Annotated in this window: 24 protein-coding genes and 1 riboswitch; of the genes, 7 read left to right on the top strand and 17 right to left on the bottom strand. The window is 25.4% G+C overall.

Annotated elements, in window-relative coordinates; genetic code table 4:
- Position 1: 1 nt before the first annotated feature.
- A riboswitch (purine riboswitch) is annotated at positions 2-101 on the bottom strand.
- 544 nt (positions 102-645) lie between these two features.
- Entirely contained in the window at positions 646-1,752 is a 1,107-nt protein-coding gene (ispG, locus tag ABNT63_RS05815) for a flavodoxin-dependent (E)-4-hydroxy-3-methylbut-2-enyl-diphosphate synthase (RefSeq protein ID WP_348734861.1), read from the top strand.
- A gap of 204 nt (positions 1,753-1,956) precedes the next feature.
- Here ispG and ABNT63_RS05810 read toward each other — a convergent pair whose 3' ends face one another.
- Together ABNT63_RS05810 and ABNT63_RS05805 are read right to left on the bottom strand one after the other, a co-directional pair.
- On the bottom strand, positions 1,957-2,430 hold the full coding sequence (locus ABNT63_RS05810; protein WP_348734860.1) for a protein-tyrosine phosphatase family protein: 474 nt from the start codon (positions 2,428-2,430) through the stop codon (positions 1,957-1,959).
- Positions 2,431-2,432: 2 nt separating this feature from the next.
- Entirely contained in the window at positions 2,433-3,359 is a 927-nt protein-coding gene (locus ABNT63_RS05805; protein ID WP_348734859.1) for a deoxyribonuclease IV, read from the bottom strand.
- 83 nt (positions 3,360-3,442) lie between these two features.
- Here ABNT63_RS05805 and ABNT63_RS05800 point away from each other — a divergent pair, with 83 nt between their 5' ends.
- Positions 3,443-3,715, top strand: coding sequence for a hypothetical protein (locus tag ABNT63_RS05800; RefSeq protein ID WP_348734858.1), 273 nt, complete (start codon positions 3,443-3,445; stop codon positions 3,713-3,715).
- Positions 3,663-4,424, top strand: a complete 762-nt coding sequence (locus ABNT63_RS05795; RefSeq protein WP_348734857.1) for a hypothetical protein — start codon at positions 3,663-3,665, stop codon at positions 4,422-4,424. The genes ABNT63_RS05800 and ABNT63_RS05795 overlap by 53 nt, the downstream gene beginning before the upstream one ends.
- Here ABNT63_RS05795 and ABNT63_RS05790 read toward each other — a convergent pair.
- The 7 genes from ABNT63_RS05790 to ABNT63_RS05760 form a co-directional block, all read right to left on the bottom strand.
- Entirely contained in the window at positions 4,421-5,707 is a 1,287-nt protein-coding gene (locus ABNT63_RS05790; RefSeq protein WP_348734856.1) for a YitT family protein, read from the bottom strand. The genes ABNT63_RS05795 and ABNT63_RS05790 overlap by 4 nt on opposite strands.
- A gap of 115 nt (positions 5,708-5,822) precedes the next feature.
- A complete protein-coding gene (gene fib, locus ABNT63_RS05785) occupies positions 5,823-7,364 on the bottom strand; it encodes a cytoskeletal motor fibril protein Fib (RefSeq protein WP_348734855.1) in 1,542 nt (513 codons plus the stop codon).
- 355 nt (positions 7,365-7,719) lie between these two features.
- Complete coding sequence (locus ABNT63_RS05780; RefSeq protein ID WP_348734854.1) at positions 7,720-7,848, bottom strand: hypothetical protein; 129 nt, start codon at positions 7,846-7,848, stop codon at positions 7,720-7,722.
- Between the two features lie 2 nt (positions 7,849-7,850).
- Positions 7,851-8,000, bottom strand: coding sequence for a hypothetical protein (locus ABNT63_RS05775; protein ID WP_348734853.1), 150 nt, complete (start codon positions 7,998-8,000; stop codon positions 7,851-7,853).
- A 168-nt stretch (positions 8,001-8,168) separates the two neighbouring features.
- Positions 8,169-8,294: a hypothetical protein gene (locus ABNT63_RS05770; RefSeq protein WP_348734852.1), complete on the bottom strand. Its 126-nt coding sequence runs from the start codon at positions 8,292-8,294 to the stop codon at positions 8,169-8,171.
- A 165-nt stretch (positions 8,295-8,459) separates the two neighbouring features.
- Positions 8,460-8,792, bottom strand: a complete 333-nt coding sequence (locus tag ABNT63_RS05765) for a hypothetical protein (RefSeq protein WP_348734851.1) — start codon at positions 8,790-8,792, stop codon at positions 8,460-8,462.
- Between the two features lie 65 nt (positions 8,793-8,857).
- Positions 8,858-9,217, bottom strand: coding sequence for a hypothetical protein (locus ABNT63_RS05760; RefSeq protein ID WP_348734850.1), 360 nt, complete (start codon positions 9,215-9,217; stop codon positions 8,858-8,860).
- Positions 9,218-9,557: 340 nt separating this feature from the next.
- On the opposite strand from ABNT63_RS05760, the gene ABNT63_RS05755 reads away from it, so the two are divergent.
- Together ABNT63_RS05755 and ABNT63_RS05750 are read left to right on the top strand one after the other, a co-directional pair.
- Positions 9,558-9,689: a hypothetical protein gene (locus tag ABNT63_RS05755; protein ID WP_348734849.1), complete on the top strand. Its 132-nt coding sequence runs from the start codon at positions 9,558-9,560 to the stop codon at positions 9,687-9,689.
- Positions 9,658-9,894, top strand: coding sequence for a hypothetical protein (locus ABNT63_RS05750; protein ID WP_348734848.1), 237 nt, complete (start codon positions 9,658-9,660; stop codon positions 9,892-9,894). The genes ABNT63_RS05755 and ABNT63_RS05750 overlap by 32 nt, the downstream gene beginning before the upstream one ends.
- 71 nt (positions 9,895-9,965) lie before the next feature.
- Here ABNT63_RS05750 and greA read toward each other — a convergent pair whose 3' ends face one another.
- The 8 genes from greA to ABNT63_RS05710 form a co-directional block, all read right to left on the bottom strand.
- Positions 9,966-10,436, bottom strand: coding sequence for a transcription elongation factor GreA (greA, locus tag ABNT63_RS05745; protein ID WP_338988767.1), 471 nt, complete (start codon positions 10,434-10,436; stop codon positions 9,966-9,968).
- Between the two features lie 80 nt (positions 10,437-10,516).
- Positions 10,517-11,158, bottom strand: a complete 642-nt coding sequence (udk, locus tag ABNT63_RS05740; protein ID WP_348734847.1) for a uridine kinase — start codon at positions 11,156-11,158, stop codon at positions 10,517-10,519.
- A gap of 74 nt (positions 11,159-11,232) precedes the next feature.
- Positions 11,233-11,550, bottom strand: a complete 318-nt coding sequence (locus ABNT63_RS05735) for a hypothetical protein (protein ID WP_348734846.1) — start codon at positions 11,548-11,550, stop codon at positions 11,233-11,235.
- Positions 11,551-11,556: 6 nt separating this feature from the next.
- A complete protein-coding gene (locus ABNT63_RS05730; protein ID WP_348734845.1) occupies positions 11,557-12,246 on the bottom strand; it encodes an amino acid permease in 690 nt (229 codons plus the stop codon).
- Positions 12,230-12,751, bottom strand: coding sequence for a hypothetical protein (locus tag ABNT63_RS05725; RefSeq protein WP_348734844.1), 522 nt, complete (start codon positions 12,749-12,751; stop codon positions 12,230-12,232). The genes ABNT63_RS05730 and ABNT63_RS05725 overlap by 17 nt, the downstream gene beginning before the upstream one ends.
- Positions 12,752-12,872: 121 nt before the next feature.
- Entirely contained in the window at positions 12,873-13,718 is an 846-nt protein-coding gene (locus ABNT63_RS05720; RefSeq protein WP_348734843.1) for a hypothetical protein, read from the bottom strand.
- On the bottom strand, positions 13,705-13,950 hold the full coding sequence (locus tag ABNT63_RS05715; RefSeq protein WP_348734842.1) for a hypothetical protein: 246 nt from the start codon (positions 13,948-13,950) through the stop codon (positions 13,705-13,707). Before ABNT63_RS05715 ends, ABNT63_RS05720 begins: the two co-directional genes overlap by 14 nt.
- A 962-nt stretch (positions 13,951-14,912) precedes the next feature.
- Positions 14,913-16,253 carry an Mbov_0401 family ICE element transposase-like protein gene (locus ABNT63_RS05710; RefSeq protein ID WP_348734841.1) on the bottom strand — a complete coding sequence of 447 codons (1,341 nt, stop codon included), beginning with the start codon at positions 16,251-16,253 and terminating at the stop codon, positions 14,913-14,915.
- A 251-nt stretch (positions 16,254-16,504) separates the two neighbouring features.
- Between ABNT63_RS05710 and ABNT63_RS05705 the strand changes: the two genes are divergently transcribed.
- Together ABNT63_RS05705 and ABNT63_RS05700 are read left to right on the top strand one after the other, a co-directional pair.
- Positions 16,505-16,903, top strand: a complete 399-nt coding sequence (locus ABNT63_RS05705) for a hypothetical protein (protein ID WP_348734840.1) — start codon at positions 16,505-16,507, stop codon at positions 16,901-16,903.
- Entirely contained in the window at positions 16,896-17,381 is a 486-nt protein-coding gene (locus ABNT63_RS05700) for a phage terminase large subunit (protein ID WP_348734839.1), read from the top strand. Before ABNT63_RS05705 ends, ABNT63_RS05700 begins: the two co-directional genes overlap by 8 nt.
- The last annotated feature ends 6 nt before the right edge of the window (positions 17,382-17,387 follow it).

Here is a 17,387-nt window from a genome sequence, read left to right as displayed (position 1 = left end):
AAAAGCAAAAGCATTAACCTATAGCGTCTTTTTCCAATGGTAAGACGTAGAAACACTAGACCATATTACTAGTATATACAGGTATATCATTTATTTTTATACTTATATCATAACTTCTTTTTTATCAAAAAGCAATTAAAATAAAAAAAACAACCCGGGTGAGATTGTTTTTTTAGGGTATCCATGAAGTATAAGATAATATAATACAAAGTATGGTCATATTTATAGGGCTAAACTTGTGCTGTTTATTATTAATTTAATAAAAGTACAATTCTTATACTTTCCTAGACATTTATTATTATATAGTTCAAAAAATAAAATTCAATAAGATTTAAATAACTTTTTAGATTTTTTTTAAATTTGTTGTACTTTATCCTACAATTTATATTTTAGAACAAAATTGAAATAAAATTAAAACAAAACAGCGTAAATAATGAAAAACTAATTTTAGTCTTGTATTTCTTTGCATTTAGTCGTATGATTATTTTGAAATTATTTTAAAGGATTTAGGTAACAATTTTGTAATAAATTAAAGTATTGGGTTGTTTATTAGTGAAATTTTAAATCCCCTACGGGTGTTTAAAATTTCCCCCACAATTTACAATAACATACCCAAAAGATTAAAAAGATAAGGACGTGCAAAAAATGAATAAACGAAATAATACACGAAAAGTAATGGTTGGTAATGTTCAAATTGGCGGACAAAATAAAGTTGTTATTCAATCAATGACTAATACAAAAACACACGATGTTGAAGATACTTTAATGCAAATCAAGCAACTATATCAAGAAGGTTGTGAAATTGTTCGAATTGCTGTTTTAGGAAAAGGTGATGATGCTGTTTTAAAAACAATTGTTGAACGTTCTCCTTGTCCATTAGTTGCAGACATTCATTTTAATTATGAATTTGCTTTAATTGCTGCTGATGCTGGTATTAGTAAAATTAGAATTAATCCAGGAAACATTGGGAGTATTGAAAATACAAAAAAAGTTGTCGAAAAATGTCTTGAAAAAAAGATTCCAATCCGAATTGGGGTTAATTCTGGTAGTTTGCCATTAGATCTTATCAATAAATATGGTTGAACTCCTAAAGCAATGATTGAAAGTGCTCGTCGTCATATTGAAATTTTAGAACATCTTGGTTTTTATGATATTATTTTATCTTTAAAAGCAACCGAACCATTAATGGCAATTGAAGCTTATACCTTAGCTAGTCAAGAATGAAATTATCCCCTTCATCTAGGAATTACCGAAGCTGGTAGTCATCATACCGGAACAATTAAATCATGTAGTGGTTTGTCACCGCTTCTTTTTAATGGTATTGGTGATACGATCCGAATTAGTTTATCAACTGATCCAATAGCGGAGGTGGAAGTTGCTAAACGAATGTTAAATTCATTAGGACTTTATGATAACATTGTTGATGTAATTGCTTGCCCAACATGTGGTCGTTTAGAATATGACCTTTTCCCTGTTGTAAAAGAATTAGAAGAATATACAAAAGATTTAAAAATTCCATTAAAAATTGCCATTTTAGGTTGTGTTGTTAATGGTCCAGGAGAAGCTAAACAAGCTGATTTAGGAATTGCTGGTGGTAAAAATGGTGGAATTATTTTTAAAAAAGGTAAAATTTATAAATCATGTAAACAAAAAGATCTTGTTCCAGAATTAAAATTATTAATTGATGAATATTATCAAGAATGACAACAAAAAAAACATTCAACAATAATAAAACCTTTTATGATAAAATAAAAATTGGAAAGAAAATAGAGGTGAATGATATGAATATGTGTTGTCCCGCAAAAAATCATGATTGTTTTTCGTGTCGTACTTGTAGTAAACCAAAAGTTGGTTGTCGTTCTTGCTTAATTTGTATTTCTTGTACAGATTGTGTTAATAAAAAATGTGAGTGTTGTAAAAATAAACGTTAAAAAACTAGGTAATTACCTAGTTTTTTTAATTCGAAATTAAGTGACTATATGGAAACTCATTTAGCAAAAAATCAAACCAACCTGGATTTGGATTGATATAGGGATAAATTCGTTCAAATTGCTCCAATGCACTATCAAAGTCATCATGATTAATATATCCTTTTGCTACTAAATACATAAAAACAATTGATGCACTACGGTTAATTCCTCAAACACAATGAACATAAATTTTTTTATTTTTAATATTATTATCAATAATCTTTAGTGCTTGAATTACAATATTAGGATCTAATTCTTGTAATGTTGGATAATCTTTAAAATTAAAATAAACATGTTTGTCATCAATTCAAAGATATTCTTGATTATCATTTTTAATATTATATTTTTGAATTTGTTCACGATAAATTTCTTCAGCACAACTAATTACTAACGCAGCATCATGTGGAACACTATGATGATCACCAAGATACAAATTATCGATAATTTTCTTTGCGGACATTTTTATTCTCCTAAATCTATTTTTATTTTACCATTTTGTTGAAATGGGTCAGTAAAATGTTTTGCCTTAATCATCACAATTTCATCCTTATAAGGAGCAAATGCATGATTCTTTTCTCCTACATATGGTGTCTCTAAAATCTTAATCATCCCATCTAATTTAGGATGATAAATTATTTTTAAAAGGGTTTCAAATCCCAAGTAACCATAACCAATGTTTTCGTGCCGATCCTTATGGGCATTTAAAGGATTTTTACTGTCATTAATATGTAAACATAATAACCGGTTTAAACCAATTAATTGCTCAAATTCTATAATAATATCATCTAATGCTTCTGTCAAGCGATAACCAGCATCATGTATATGACAAGTATCTCAACAGATTCCTAATTTATCATTTAATTTAACATTATCAATAATATATTTTAGTTGTGCAAAATTTGTTCCTAATTCGCTTCCTTTACCAGCCATTGTTTCTAAAGCAATTGTTGCTTTTTGATTAGGTGTTAAAACTAAATTTAATCCTTCAATAATGCGATCTAATCCAACTTGTTCTGGTGCACCAACCGCGCTTCCAGGATGTAAAACAATTGTTTTAATTCCAATTTCATCAGCACGAGTAATTTCTTTTTTTAAAAACTCAACAGCTATTTCAAAAGTACTAGGATTAGTTGTGTTTGCTAAATTAATAATATAAGGAGCATGAATAATAATATTATTGATATCAAAATGATGTTCTTTTAATTGCTGATAAAATTCTGGAATAAAAAATTGCTCCGTACTAACGCGAATAGTATTTTGGGGTGGTCCTGTATAAATCATCATTGCATTAGCATTATTATTTAAACTTTCATTTAAGGCACCAAGCAAATAATTTTGCTGCTTGTTCATACTAACATGACTTCCTATAATTAAATTATAATCTTTCATTTTAAGGTCTCCCTTTCTTTCTAATTAATTTTATAATATCATATATAAGATAAGAAAAATAACTTATTTATGAAAGGATCAAAATGATTAACGAAAAAAACATTGAAAAAATTAAACTAACAATTAATCAAATTTATCAAAAAATTATTATTAAAAAGAATGATAAAATTGTAGCTTGACAAGGAATTAATCTATTATGCTTGTTAAGTTTAATTTTTAATTTTTTGTTAACAATTTTTAATTTTGTTGCAGCATATAACTTACATTTTACTATGCGCAAAGCTGTCTTCTTACCTTTTGGTATTGTTTTTTTTACTAATAACTTTAATAAATTTTATCTTATTAATTTTTGTTAAAAAACGTCAGAAAACATTAATTAATCAAATTAAAATTAATTTAAATAAAACATTATTAATTAATATCTATAATGATATCTTTAAGACCATTTTTAAAACATTAACAATTAGTGATATTAGTTCCCAATGAACAATTACACCAAATAATCTGCCACACTTATCTGATTTTAAAGTAAATGACAATATTATTATTGGTCAATATCACGGTTATAATTTTAACTTTGGTTCTATTAATCAAACAACAACTACGGTTGTTGATAATCTTCAACCAAATTTAATTCCGAAACCTTATAACCTTCAATATTATCGTTATTTATTTTTAACAATAACTGTTCCTTCTCTTAATGATCAAAATTTTGAAATTACACGAAAAAATAAATATCAAAAAAATAACTTAATTTTTGATAACTTTTTTTGATATGACCAAACTAAGGCGGATTTAACATTAACTCTTAAAAATCTTATTCTAGAAAATATGACAACAACAAAAATAATCCCAAATATTAAAGTAACCAACCAAACATGATCATTCCAATTAGCAACTAGTGCAATAAATCATAATAAAGATAATTATAATAGTTTATTAAATATTAGAATTAGTTTAAATGAAAAAGTCATGTTAAAGAATATTTTACTAATGTTAAAACATGACTATGAAATATTTCAAAAAGGGTTTGTCTGATTAAATTTAATTGCACAAAAAGATTAATATTTATCTACTTTATAATTAGCAATAAGTTTGTCTAGTTTATGAACTAAAATTTTAGCTTCTGGATCAGAAACAATAATCGCAGCTTTAATTTTCTTATATTCTAAAACTGAGGTGGAAACAATAATCACTTCATTATTAAGATCATTGCCTTCATAATGATCACGTGCTGGTAAACGAATAATATCATTAGGATAATGAACATATTGTAACCCCGAGACAATAGCATCTGCTTTTGAAGTAATAACCATTAAACTACGATATTTAAATTTCGGGAAGATAATATCAATTGTAATTGCTTGTACTACGACAAATAAATATGAAGCAAATAAGGCAGGACCAAAGAAGTATTCAATTTTATGACTAGTGAAATCACTACCATATAAACCACCATCATCAATTTTAAAACCAAGGCGTTGAATTTGATCAATATCTGCTGCTCAGTCTTTTCCAAAATAAATACTTGTTAATTCACTACGACTTAATAATGTTGTGTGAATTGCTAACATTACAACAATAATAATATAATTAACAATTCGATTATAATTAGCAATTGAAATTTTCTTTTTAGCTGAATAATAAGCAAAAACAAAATCAGTTCCAGCTGTTGATGCTCCCCCCTTATAAACTAAGCCATAAGCAATTCCATTTAAAATTCCTGCTACCGCTGCAAAAACAAATAATCAAATCTGATACATTCCACCATAATTACTAAAAATATTTAAACTATTATAATTAACAATAAAAAATAATTCTTGCGGATTAATAACCGGGATATAAGCAAATGCAAAGTGAAAACCATTTTGCAAACAAATATAAACAATTGTACGAAGAGAAAAACGAAGTCCAACTTTAATGACGCCAAAAATAAATAATGGGATATTAAACACAAAATAAAAAACTCAGTACATACTTGTTTGCATTTGTAACTGATCTTGGTTTGGTCAAATTCCAACCGCAATTCCACGGGCAATCCCTCCAATTCCACTTGGAGTAATCCCATTACTTGTTGTTGCTGCAATAAAGTAATCATAACTAGCCATTCCTAAAAAAGCAGCAAAAATAATATAAGCATAATCACTGAATAAACGTGATTTAAAATAAGCTTTAAAACGTAAATTAAATTCTTTTCGTGAAATCCGTTCACGACTACGGGTTTTTCTTTCCGTTGTTTTTTCTTTCGGATAAAAATCTGATGGTTTGTTTGTAATATTATCAGGGTTAACTCCAATGTTGTTACTATCTCCTTCTGCTGTTAATCTTTTTTCTTCTTCGTTAACCATTTTTCGTTATTCCATGCCCTTTCTTAACCTTAATTATTTCTAATAAGTATAACATCATTTAAAAAATAAAAAACAACCAAAAGGTTGTTTTTTAATAAAATTAATTAATTATTAATTATTCACTTTTTAAACGAATTGTAACTTTGAATGAACCAACTTTGATTGGATCATAATCATTTCTTTTAATATCAACTACAGTATAATCTCGTTGTAACTTTTTGGTTTTTGAAGTTCCAAATTTAACACCTCTGTTTGCTCCTTTGTTTGAAGGAATAAACACTGGAATTTTTCGATAATCTAATGCTGGAATTGTCATATAAACAACAATTTGTTGATATGGTGAGTCAACATCTTTCAATGCTTCATTTAAATATTTAACAAATTCATTACTTACTAATTGTGTTCCAAAGTTTTTATCTTCCACAAATTCATGTGATTGATTATGGGTAATGTAAAACGAAATTTTTGCATCACAATTTACTAATAAGTATTTTTGTTGTACTGTTGCACCATTATATGTATATGATGATTTATCTTGACATTTTTCAGCAATTGCTGCCGCAATTTCATTTGCAACTGTTTCAATTTTATATAATTTTTCATTATTTAAATCATATTTTGCTGATTTATTTCATAATAATTCATCATCATTAACACGAACTTGTTCTAAAAATAATAATTTACGTAATCATTTTTTAGGAGCATTTTTTCATTCATCTTCCCCTAAAATTACTTTACTTGGTCCTTCTGCTTCTTTTGTTTTTGAACGCATTACTTGAATAATATCTAATGCAACAGGAGTTTTTTCTTGTTTATCAACTAACATTAATGAAGGCCCAAACCCTGATAATACTTTATGTGTATTTGGTTTAAATAATTTAATTCATTGGTCATGTTTAATTTCAAATAATTCATTAATTGAATCTAAATCATCTTGTGAAGATTGTGATAAATCAATAATATAATTTGAACTTAATAAGTTAAATAATCTTCTTAATAAATATTTTAATGTATTAACTGTTTCATACATTTTGAATTTATGAATTGGATCATTATCTCATGGTGATAATGCATTATTATAAATAATTTTTAAAGCAATATAATTAATATTTGATTTTTTAGCAACTTGTGCAATTGCCCCTGCTTCAGTATCAATTACATCAATAGTATGCCCATATTTATCAACCATTTCCTTAAATTGTTTTGAGTTATAAATCAGCATATCTGCTGTTCCAGTAACTCCTTCTGTTAACCCTAATTTAAAGTCTTTAACAACTTTAGCGAATTCACCATCGAATTGGAATGATTCAGGTTCATTAACAATTTGTCCATATTTAATATCTTTAAAAACTGTTAAGTCAGCATCACGATAAATAAATTTTGTTGTGATTGTTGTGTCTCCTGTGTCATGTTTATCGTTTGTTGACAATGCTAAGTCTACATTTAAAATTGTTTGTAAACCAGGATATTTTTCTAATAAGTAAGTAAGTGCCATTGCAGCATTTGCTTTACCATATCCTACTGTTGCTATAATGAAAGTTTTTCCATGGTATTTAACATGTTGAATTACACAGTTTTTTCACCAATATTTTTTTACTGTTTTAATACTGTGCTTATCTTTCATCGTGAAATATGCTGTTGAAATTACGCCAATCATTTATTTTCCACCTCTATTTTCATATTTAATTTCCAAAAATTGTTTATTTTTAGTGCATCTTACTATAATTAATATTTGATTATATGCAAAATACAACTATGACTATTGTATCATATTTTATCTTAATTATCAATGACAAATATTAAAATGTTTAAAATTGTTAAAATTATAATAATTTTTTTGTTTTTTATTTTTAAAATAAATAAAAATTATTTTTTGTAATTAAATTTAAAATAAAAATTATTTTTATTAGAATTAAACATTATACATATAAAATTTCACTACTATGTCCTATTCTTATTTTATCATCACTGTTATTTAATTCCTGTAAAAAATTATTTTGTCTTTTTGTTTCTTATGCAATCTGATAACTATCTAAACTAATTTTAATAATATCAAAAAAAGAAACTAAAATTAGCAACCCAACAAATCAAGCACCACCACCAATTAAATTTTTTTGTTGTTTTAACGATAATAATTTCATTTCTAATCTGTTCGATTTTTTTGTTGAGTTGCAAAAGCGATTGAAAAACCAGTCGTAATTAAACTAGTTAGTGAATTACTACATGCATTAATTATTGCCGCGATCCCCGTTAATAAAGCACCAGACATTTTACCCCCATTGATTTGTTTCATTTAATTTATTGTTAATTCCGTCATTTTTACTTCCTCTTTAATAACTTAACAAATTTACCTTAATTATTCCTTTTTTATTTATTAAATATAATTAAATATAATAAAAAGTGCTTTTAAAGCACTTCTTTTAATGCACAATTACTTTGTTGTATTTTTAAATTTATTGTTTTAATTTTTTTTTATTTTTTGATAATAATCATTAGGTTTTGAATCTTCATTTATATTTTTATATTCTATTTTTATTCCAAATTGTTTAGTTGCTTGTTTTTGTTCTTCATTTGATGAAATAATCATAATATTTTTATCTTGATTTTAATGTGAAGTATTTGCAATTGAAGTTGAAATACTAGGTCCAATAATACTAATCATTCCATATAATGATAATATTTTTTTCATTTCTTTTTTCCTTTCAATTTGAATAAAAAAGTTGCAAAAATAATGTTGCAACTTTTTTATTAATTATCCTTGTGTTTTTTCTGTTAACTCATTAACTTTCTCTTGTAATTCTTTATTACTTGCTTCTAAAGTCGCTTTCTCTTGCTCACTACCTTCTAACTTAGTTTTCAAATCAGCAACTTGTGAATTTAAATTATTAATTTCACCATTTGCTTGATCTAATTTGAAATTTAAATCATTAATTTTTTCTGACTTATCTTTTAAATTAACTTCTAAAGCAGTTTTCTCCTCAGTAACTTTTTCTAAATTAGTTTTAACTTCTTGTATTTTTTGTTCTAAAGAAAGTTTATTTTGTTCACTAGCTGTTAACTTCTCTTTTAACTGAGTAACTTCCATTTCCAATGTAGAAACTTTTTCTTGTGATTCTTTTGTTAACTTACTAATCTCTAGTTTTTTTAGTTTTATTTCTGCTTTAAGACTAGTATTGTGACTTGTTGCATCATCTGTAATTGTGTTTCAAGAACTTTCTTACTTTGTTCTTCAGTAGCTATTATTTTCTTTCAAAGTAAATCAATTGTTGAACTTAATTCTTTAATTTGTACTTCAGTATCATAAATTACTGGAATAAAATCTCTTAATTTTGGTTTCCCAACATTAGTAGTTAAATAATTATCCTTTCAATCAAAAGATCTTCCGCCATAATTTCATTCTCCTGATAATTTACTATTATTTTCTAAATTGTAAGGATACATTGCATATTCTGCTGGAATAGCAGTTGATCCAATTGTTAGTGTACTTAATAAACTTAAAAGTTTTTTCATTTTTTTATACTCCTTCCTTTCTTAGACAACACTAAGATAATTCTATGATATCCTCAAAACAAAGAAAATAATTTTCCGTTTTTAAATATTTAATAATATTTTTTTGTAAATTATAATATAAAGTGCAATAAAATATCTCAGAAAGGAATTGATTTTTTATTGAAAAGAAACATTATTTTATTTTGCAGTCCTTAGTAGCTAAGTATAGAAAAGATAATATTATTAATACTGTTAATAAGATAGTAATTAATAATGTAAAAGAAAATGAATAAATTATCCGCGTAATTTATTAGCGGTAATTTATTCAATATAGTCAACAATTTTTAGCATTGTTATTATATTGGGTATTTTTGCGTGAATTGGTTTATCGATTTATCAAAAAACTCATCAAATTAGAGGAAAGAAAAAAAAGAAATTAAAAGTAAGGAGGATAAAGAATAATGTTAGGTATGTATTTAACATCAGCTATTAATTTTCTAGCTGCAGATACTCCTACTATTTCAGGTAGCATGGATTCTATTTGAACCGAATTAGGTAATGCAATGATGAAAGTTAAAGATGCTATTTATAATGTGTTACTACAGTTAATAACCTTCAAAATCATTAATTTACAATTTACATTTTTGTTTCATTGTTTTGCCATAAGAAAAGAACATCCTTTCAATAAAATTATATAACAGAAAATGTTTGTCTCTTTTTTCTGTCAATTTTATTTTAGATGTTCATTATAAAATTGTTTTTTTATTATTTATTCTACAGTTAAAATTTTAACTTTATAAGGTTCTTGAATTCCCTTAATTTCAACTAAATCTCCAGCTTTTTTGCCAATAATAGCTTTTGCAATTGGTGATTCATTCGAAATTGTATTTTTAAAAGGATTAGATTCAACAGCACCAACAATTTTTAATTCATATTTTTTATTAATCAATAAATTAGTAAATGTTACTGTACTTCCCAATTTAATAATTCCTGTTTTTGATTTAACTTCCTTAATTTCTTTTGCTTTTGTTAATAGTGATTCAATTTCTTTAATTCGTCCTTCAACTTCCGCTTGACGGTTTCGTGCTGCATCATAATCAGCATTTTCTGATAAGTCTCCCTGTGCACGAGCTTCTTTTAACTCTTCAATAACTTCGGGACGAATAACATTAATTAAATTATCTAATTCTTCTTGTAAGTCTTTAATTCCCTCTTTAGTTAACAAAATTTCTTCATTCATGATGTTCTCTCCGTTCCTCTCTGTTTTTTAATTACAACAATCATTATTATACCTTAAAAAAAGCAATAATAATGGGTTTTTTATTTTTTATCAAGTAATAAAGCCTTAATTTTTGTTGCAATCATATCAATTGCAATTTCATTTCCTTTATAATATGGCACAATAATATCGGCATATTTAATACTTGGCTCAACAAAGTACTCGTGCATTGGTTTTACCGTTGTTAAATACTGATTAATAATACTTTCAACTGTTCGCCCCCGTTTTGATAAATCACGTGTTAAACGTCGAATAAAACGAATATCATCTTCTGTTTTAATAAAGATTTTAATATCCGATAATTTACGAATTTCTTCTAATGCTAAACCTAAAATACCATCAAGAATAATCACATCACCACTTTTTATTTCCGTTGTTTGGATTGAGCGATTAGAAATTGTAAAATCATAATTTGGCATTTGAATATCTTGATGATTTTTTAAAAGTTCTAGATGATTAACTAATAATTCTAAATCAAGGGCATTTGGATGATCAAAATTAATTCTTTTTCGTTCTGCTAATGTCAAATCGTCTAATTTTTTATAATAATGATCCATTTTTAAATAAACGATTTTTTTTCCTTGCAAAATTTCAGCAATTTTATTTGCAACTGTTGTTTTGCCACTTGCAGTCCCACCAGCAATAGTAACTAATTGCACCTTATTTTTTGGTTTTGATTGCATTTAATTCCCCCTCTTATTTTCTTATTCTAGTATATCATAAAGTAAAACAATTTAACTTTCGTTAAATTGTTTGGTTATTCTTCATGCTCTGATTCATCTTTTTTCTCATCAAGACTACTACTTTTTTCAATAATAAGATTTAATTCCGTGAGCAAATGTTCTGCATCTTGATAATTAACATTATTTGTCGCTTGATATAATGCTTGATTTCGTTCTAAATAATTTTTAATTTCATGACGAATTTCTAATGAAACATATTTTCAATCATCTCTAACTTCAAATTCGGCATCCAATTTATCTTGTAATTCAGGTTGTTTTTTCATTCGACGAAGATAATTTTGCACGATAGTAAGTAAAATATCAAATTGTTGCAAAACTCACCGAAAAACCAACAAATGTTAACTCAATTGTTGATACTCTCATATTCGCATCTTAATTTTCTGCTGATAAGCTAATTTTAGTGTTACAGCAATTACCATTCCATAAATAAAAATTGTAATAGCTGATGATGCTTCAGTTAATGATGAAACATCAAATGGTTGTTGATAAGTCATTGCTTCTGCTGCGGTTGCCATAAAACCAAATTGCTTTGTTAAACTAATCCCTTTAATAATATCGAGAATTGCTAACCAAATAAAAATCATTAAACTTGTAATAACTAAGTTTAAAATTGAAGCACGAATTGGTAATCCATCTTTATTTAACTTACGTAAATGATATGGTAAATACCCTTCTGCCGATAATGGTTGCAATGAAGTTCACCCATATAAAGCATTTTGCATTGCGACATTTATTTTTAATGCTAAAGCACTAATAATCATAATAATTGCACCACCATATAAAATAATATTATTATTAAAACCTAAACTTCATATTCCTATTTGCATATTTTGGACAAATTCAGTAAAAGCGGCAAAGAAAATAATTGAAATAACAATATAGAAAATTGTACTAATTAACATAATTAGTGTAATTCCACGGCCAATATTTTTCTCTGGATTACTAATATTTTTCCCAGCAGTTGAAAAAACTTCAAAACCAGCAAAGAAGAAAAAGCATGAATTAAAAGCTTTAATAAATCCTGGCAACGAAAATTTCGTATGATGTCCTCAATAACTTAAATTTTCATTTAAAATCTAATCATAAGTCACCAAATGATCCTCAGTTTGCAGCATACCAAGGTACAGTAACACTTCCATCTGGATTCATTTTTGATATTCAATCTGCTCCGAATGAACCTCGAATCAACATCACTACTTGAATCGTAATTAAAAATGGTAAGGAAACATATTGCATAAAAGCAACAAAAATTCCCCAAAATTTACCGAAACTTGTTCGAACATAAATGTATGAAGCTCCATTATTATTAGAATGATGAACTCTGGCCATTTTAGCAAATGCTCACGCACATATTCCTGCAATTAAACCTTCAACTGCAAATAATCAAATAACATGAATTCCAATTGAGTCAGGTTGTGAGATATTTGATAAAATAGCGAAATTCCCTATAAAACCAATTCCAATAGTATAATTAAAGCCTAATCAAACAAAATCTGCTAAACTAAATTTCTTATTTTGTTCTTTTTTAAGCATAAAATAGTTTTTTCCTTTCTTCTAAAAAACTTGGTTAATATTTAATTGATGATTTATTCACATAAAAATTAAATTATAACACTTAAATTATTTAAATTTTTTATAAATAATTTACTTATAATTATAGCAAACAGAAAAAAATTGTAATATCTAAATCGATATTTTTCCAATCATTATTTTCGAGTAGTGTTTTTCTAACAAAATGGCCAACTGTACGAGCGTCATGTCCAATACGATAACTAAAGTCTTCTTTTAAGTTATGATAAATTTGTGATCAACTATTAATTTTATTAACCATACTATCAACTTTTTCAGTCATATCCTTAAATTCTGTACTTGATATTGATTGTTCTTCAAGAATATAAATTCCTTCAATAAATTCTTCCTTGTCAAATTCAAATCCTATTAAAATTTGAGTAGCATCGTCTTGCCCTTTGATACTATCATTATAATCAGCACCAATCTTAATTTTAGTAAATCAATATTTATTCATATCTTTTCAAAAAAAATCTTTTGAATTAAAAAATTTTGCGCCAGTAATTAAATCTTTTTTATAGCTATAACGTTCAGCATTAAATTGTCTTTCTCCTCCACGAAATAATGAATCATATACTTCTGGTTTATTTTCATTTAATCAATTCCCTAAATCAAATACTCTTTGACTAAGATTTTTATTATTTACTTTAGTAGTGCCTATGACAACTGTTACACCAATATTATTCATAAAAGTTGGATCATTAAAATATGATATATCATTGTTATCTAATTCTTTTTGGACTTCATCTATTAATGGAAAAATCGATTGAACAAATGTATCATAAATAATATGATCAGTATTATGATTATTGAAACCAAAAATAATAACCTGTTCTTTTCGCAATTCCATTGTTACATCCTCGTCTGAATAACATAATTGTGGAACTACTTCTCTTGTAGTTGTAATATTTTTCCCACTATTCGTTTTCATCTAAAATTGTTGCATCCAATGGAATAACTTCGTCTAAACCAAAAAAGACATATTCCCCTACTGATGCGTCTTGCCCTTCTCAAGTACTTCCATTATCAAAACCAACAACTTTAATTATTCTTCCATTTGGTCATTTGTATTCGAATAAATTATAACTAGCTCTTTTCTTTATTATTTTTTCATCAATAGCTTCTTTAATCGTAACGCCATATTCAACTAGATCATTAATCACTCTTGTCATTTTTTTATCGTAGTTATCTTTTGCGGATATGTAAGTATATCGTGCTAGTAGACAATTTCAATCTAAAAAATTGCATGTATAAAATAAAGCTAATAAACAAATAAGATAAAATTTTTTAAACCCTTTTGCCCTAATTAAAATTTTAAATATTGCTGGTTTTGATATTGGCTCACAAAATTTGGCAATAAAAATCTTAGCTAATACATCAATATTAAAATTACAGTTTTGTTCATCTCAATTTAAGTTAATTATTTCTTTTGTTTCAATATCAATATAGATGCACTATTTTTCTTAATTTGTCAATAAATTTACGCGCGAGCGCACTATGTTTTCAAAAAAATTTTTCTTGCGGCGAATTCTAAAAGTATGGAGACCTCTACAATTATTCTTATTTGCAAATCTTCATTCCATTCATATTTACAAATATACATAATTTTCCACTATTTTTAAATTGGAGTCAAGGAAAATCTTTTTTTAGAAAACATGTGCGCGAGCGCTCGTGGGTTTTGGCAAATAAAAACCCTTATAAAATATAAGGGATACTAATGACCTAGATTGATCAGTGCTATCAAATAAATCAATTGTAAATTTAACTGTCTCATTATATTCATCAACCATCCTAAACTCTCATGTACCATAACCAGATATTGAACTTATTAATAGTTCTGTCACATATGATGCAGTTTGTAGTTTAAATTCGCCTTTATTAGTAATGCTGTCATTATATGCATCAAATTCAATATTGCCACTACCATAAGAACCATATAATTGTTGGTTGTATGTATTATTTAAGGGTTTTAATTAATATCTTAGAAATTGTGGAATAAAAATAACACTTACTTATCTAAATTATATTACTTTTAATTTTATTGTCAACAATATTTTAACATTTTTTAAATTTTTCCATGACAAAAATACATGTTTATTAAAGTTATTTAATTTATTAGATAAAATTAATAAAAATATAAGTTTGGTTGTAAATTATTATTTACAAAATTATTAACTGAATAATTAATTCTATTTTCTTCTAATGGTTCATTAGTATTAAATAAATTAATTTTATTTTTAAAATTCATCATACTAGTATTTAATTTATTTTTAAGAGTTTTTTCATGATAAGTTGCTTTTTTAACCAAAACACCTTTACAGTAATGTGATATATCACCCTCAATATGACAACCAGTATTATTTCATAATGTTTGATTTCTGACACTTTCTTCATTATTTTTAATTAATTTAATTGTCTCTTTTAAGAATTTAATTTTTGCTTCTTTTATAAAAGAAGCACTGTTTTCTAAACATTCTAATAATTCTTCATATTTAGCATTAAAAAAATAATCGATTGTTTTATGGTACGTTTCTCTGTTTTCTTTGTTTTTACTTTGATAAGGATATAATTTTTTAAATCTACTTGTAAGGTGGAATTTATCTATCGTGTAATGTACTTTATTTTTAGGAAAATATTCTTGAATAAATTTTACAATATTTTTAATTCAAGGTGCACCATCGCCTAATACCATAAATTCAATATTATCATTAATATCATAATAACTGGTAATTAATGTAAATAATTTATTAACAAAATTAGTTAATTTACTATTTTTTTTAATATATTCTGGAATATTATCAAGTTCTATAACACCTAATTTATTTGCAATTACAGGTCTTTTTTTCGTTGATTTTGCCTTATCAAAACCAGTATGAACAGTTGAAAATATACTATGTTTTTTTATTTTTTCTTTTCCTTTTTTCTTTTCATTTCACATTTTTAAATAAGTTCCATCAATTTGAATATATAAAGTATGAGGTATCTTTATTTTTTTATCAGTTTTATTAAGATAATATTCTTTATCAGTTTTTGCATTTTTCATAATATTTGAAATTGTTTTTATACAAATTTTTACATGTTCCATAGTATCTAAAATATCTTGATATGTTTTTTTCTTGCCAATAAATGATAATATTTTTTCTTTAATAGAATTATCTATTCTTTGTCATTTTTCAATTCCTAAAAGTTTATCCAAAGGAAAAATATATTCTTCTTTACCTGTTTCTGGATTAATTTTATAATATTTTCTTCTTTTAAAAGTTATTTTCCCATTTAAAATAGTTAATTTTCTTGGTTTTATTTCTTTTACTTTATAATCTTTAAATTCTTTTAAAGTTTCATCAATTTTATAATTTTTAAAAATTCATTCATCACAATCTTCTAAATTTTGTTGAATAATTTCAATACTTTGTATATATAACAAATTATTAAAATTCTTAAAAAAGTTGTTATCAATATTTATCATTTTTTTACCCTCTTTTCTTAGTTCTACACATTAACACAAAAATAATAAAAATGCAAAAAAAAGATATTATTTTTTATTTATTGTGTTATAATTTAATTGTTAATTATTAGCAAATTAATTTAACTGAAAAAAGTAAAGTAATTTACTTTTTTTATTTTGATTTAAAATATAGATAATAAAAAAAGAACCGTGTCAAGTTCTTCTGTACATGTTTTTCTCTACTTATATTTAACCATATAAAGAAGTAAAAAATGAAAGAATTTAATCCAAAAACAGCAAGTTTACGAACATTCTATCGTAAAATAGATGAATTTTGGCAAAATAAATCACCTAATAAACCATATACTTTGAACGATTTAACCAATGAATTCAATCTTTCTCACAAGTGAAGATATGATACTTATGCGAGCGAGAAGATAGTTCCTTTACTTGAAAAACAAGTTGATAGAATTGAAAGTGAAATAATTAATTTTATGATGAAATCACCTGATGGTGCTAAATTATATTGACAACGAGCATTTAATTATAAATATTCACTACAAGAAAAAGAACTTGAAAAAGAATTAAACTTAAATAATCAACAACCAATAATTGTTAATTTACAAACAGAGATTAGAGATATTAAAAAAGAAAGTGATAATAATGCTTAATCATTTTACTTATTTGTTAGAAACACCTTATTGGTTATTACAAAATAGTACTATTGGTAATAAATATACATTTGCTAAAAAGTTTGAGTTAGTTAATGAAATTAATCAAATTGGAACACGATATAGTGGTAAAACTATATCAAATATTAAAATGTTTGGTGAATTATTAAAAATTAGTTTATTAATTAAAGAACCAATTTGTATCATTGCTAGTATGTATTGGAGTAAAGATTTAAAAGATAGTGTATTTCAAAATATATGAAATATGTTAGATGAAAATCATATTCCTTATACTATTAATTTATCAAATTTTACTTTTACTTTATCAAATGGTAGCAAAATATATTGTAAAGGTTTACATTCACCTAGCAGAAAAGAAAAATTAAAAGCTTTTGCTGATTTAAATAAATATAAATTAGTAATTGATTGAAGAGAAGAATGTGATCAATTTCAACAAAAAGATTTAAGTGATTTATAATTTGCT

The sequence above is a fragment of the Spiroplasma endosymbiont of Ammophila pubescens genome, from assembly GCF_964020965.1.
Lineage (GTDB): Bacteria > Bacillota_I > Bacilli_A > Mycoplasmatales > Mycoplasmataceae > Spiroplasma.
This window is presented reverse-complemented; position numbering and strand designations above follow the sequence as displayed.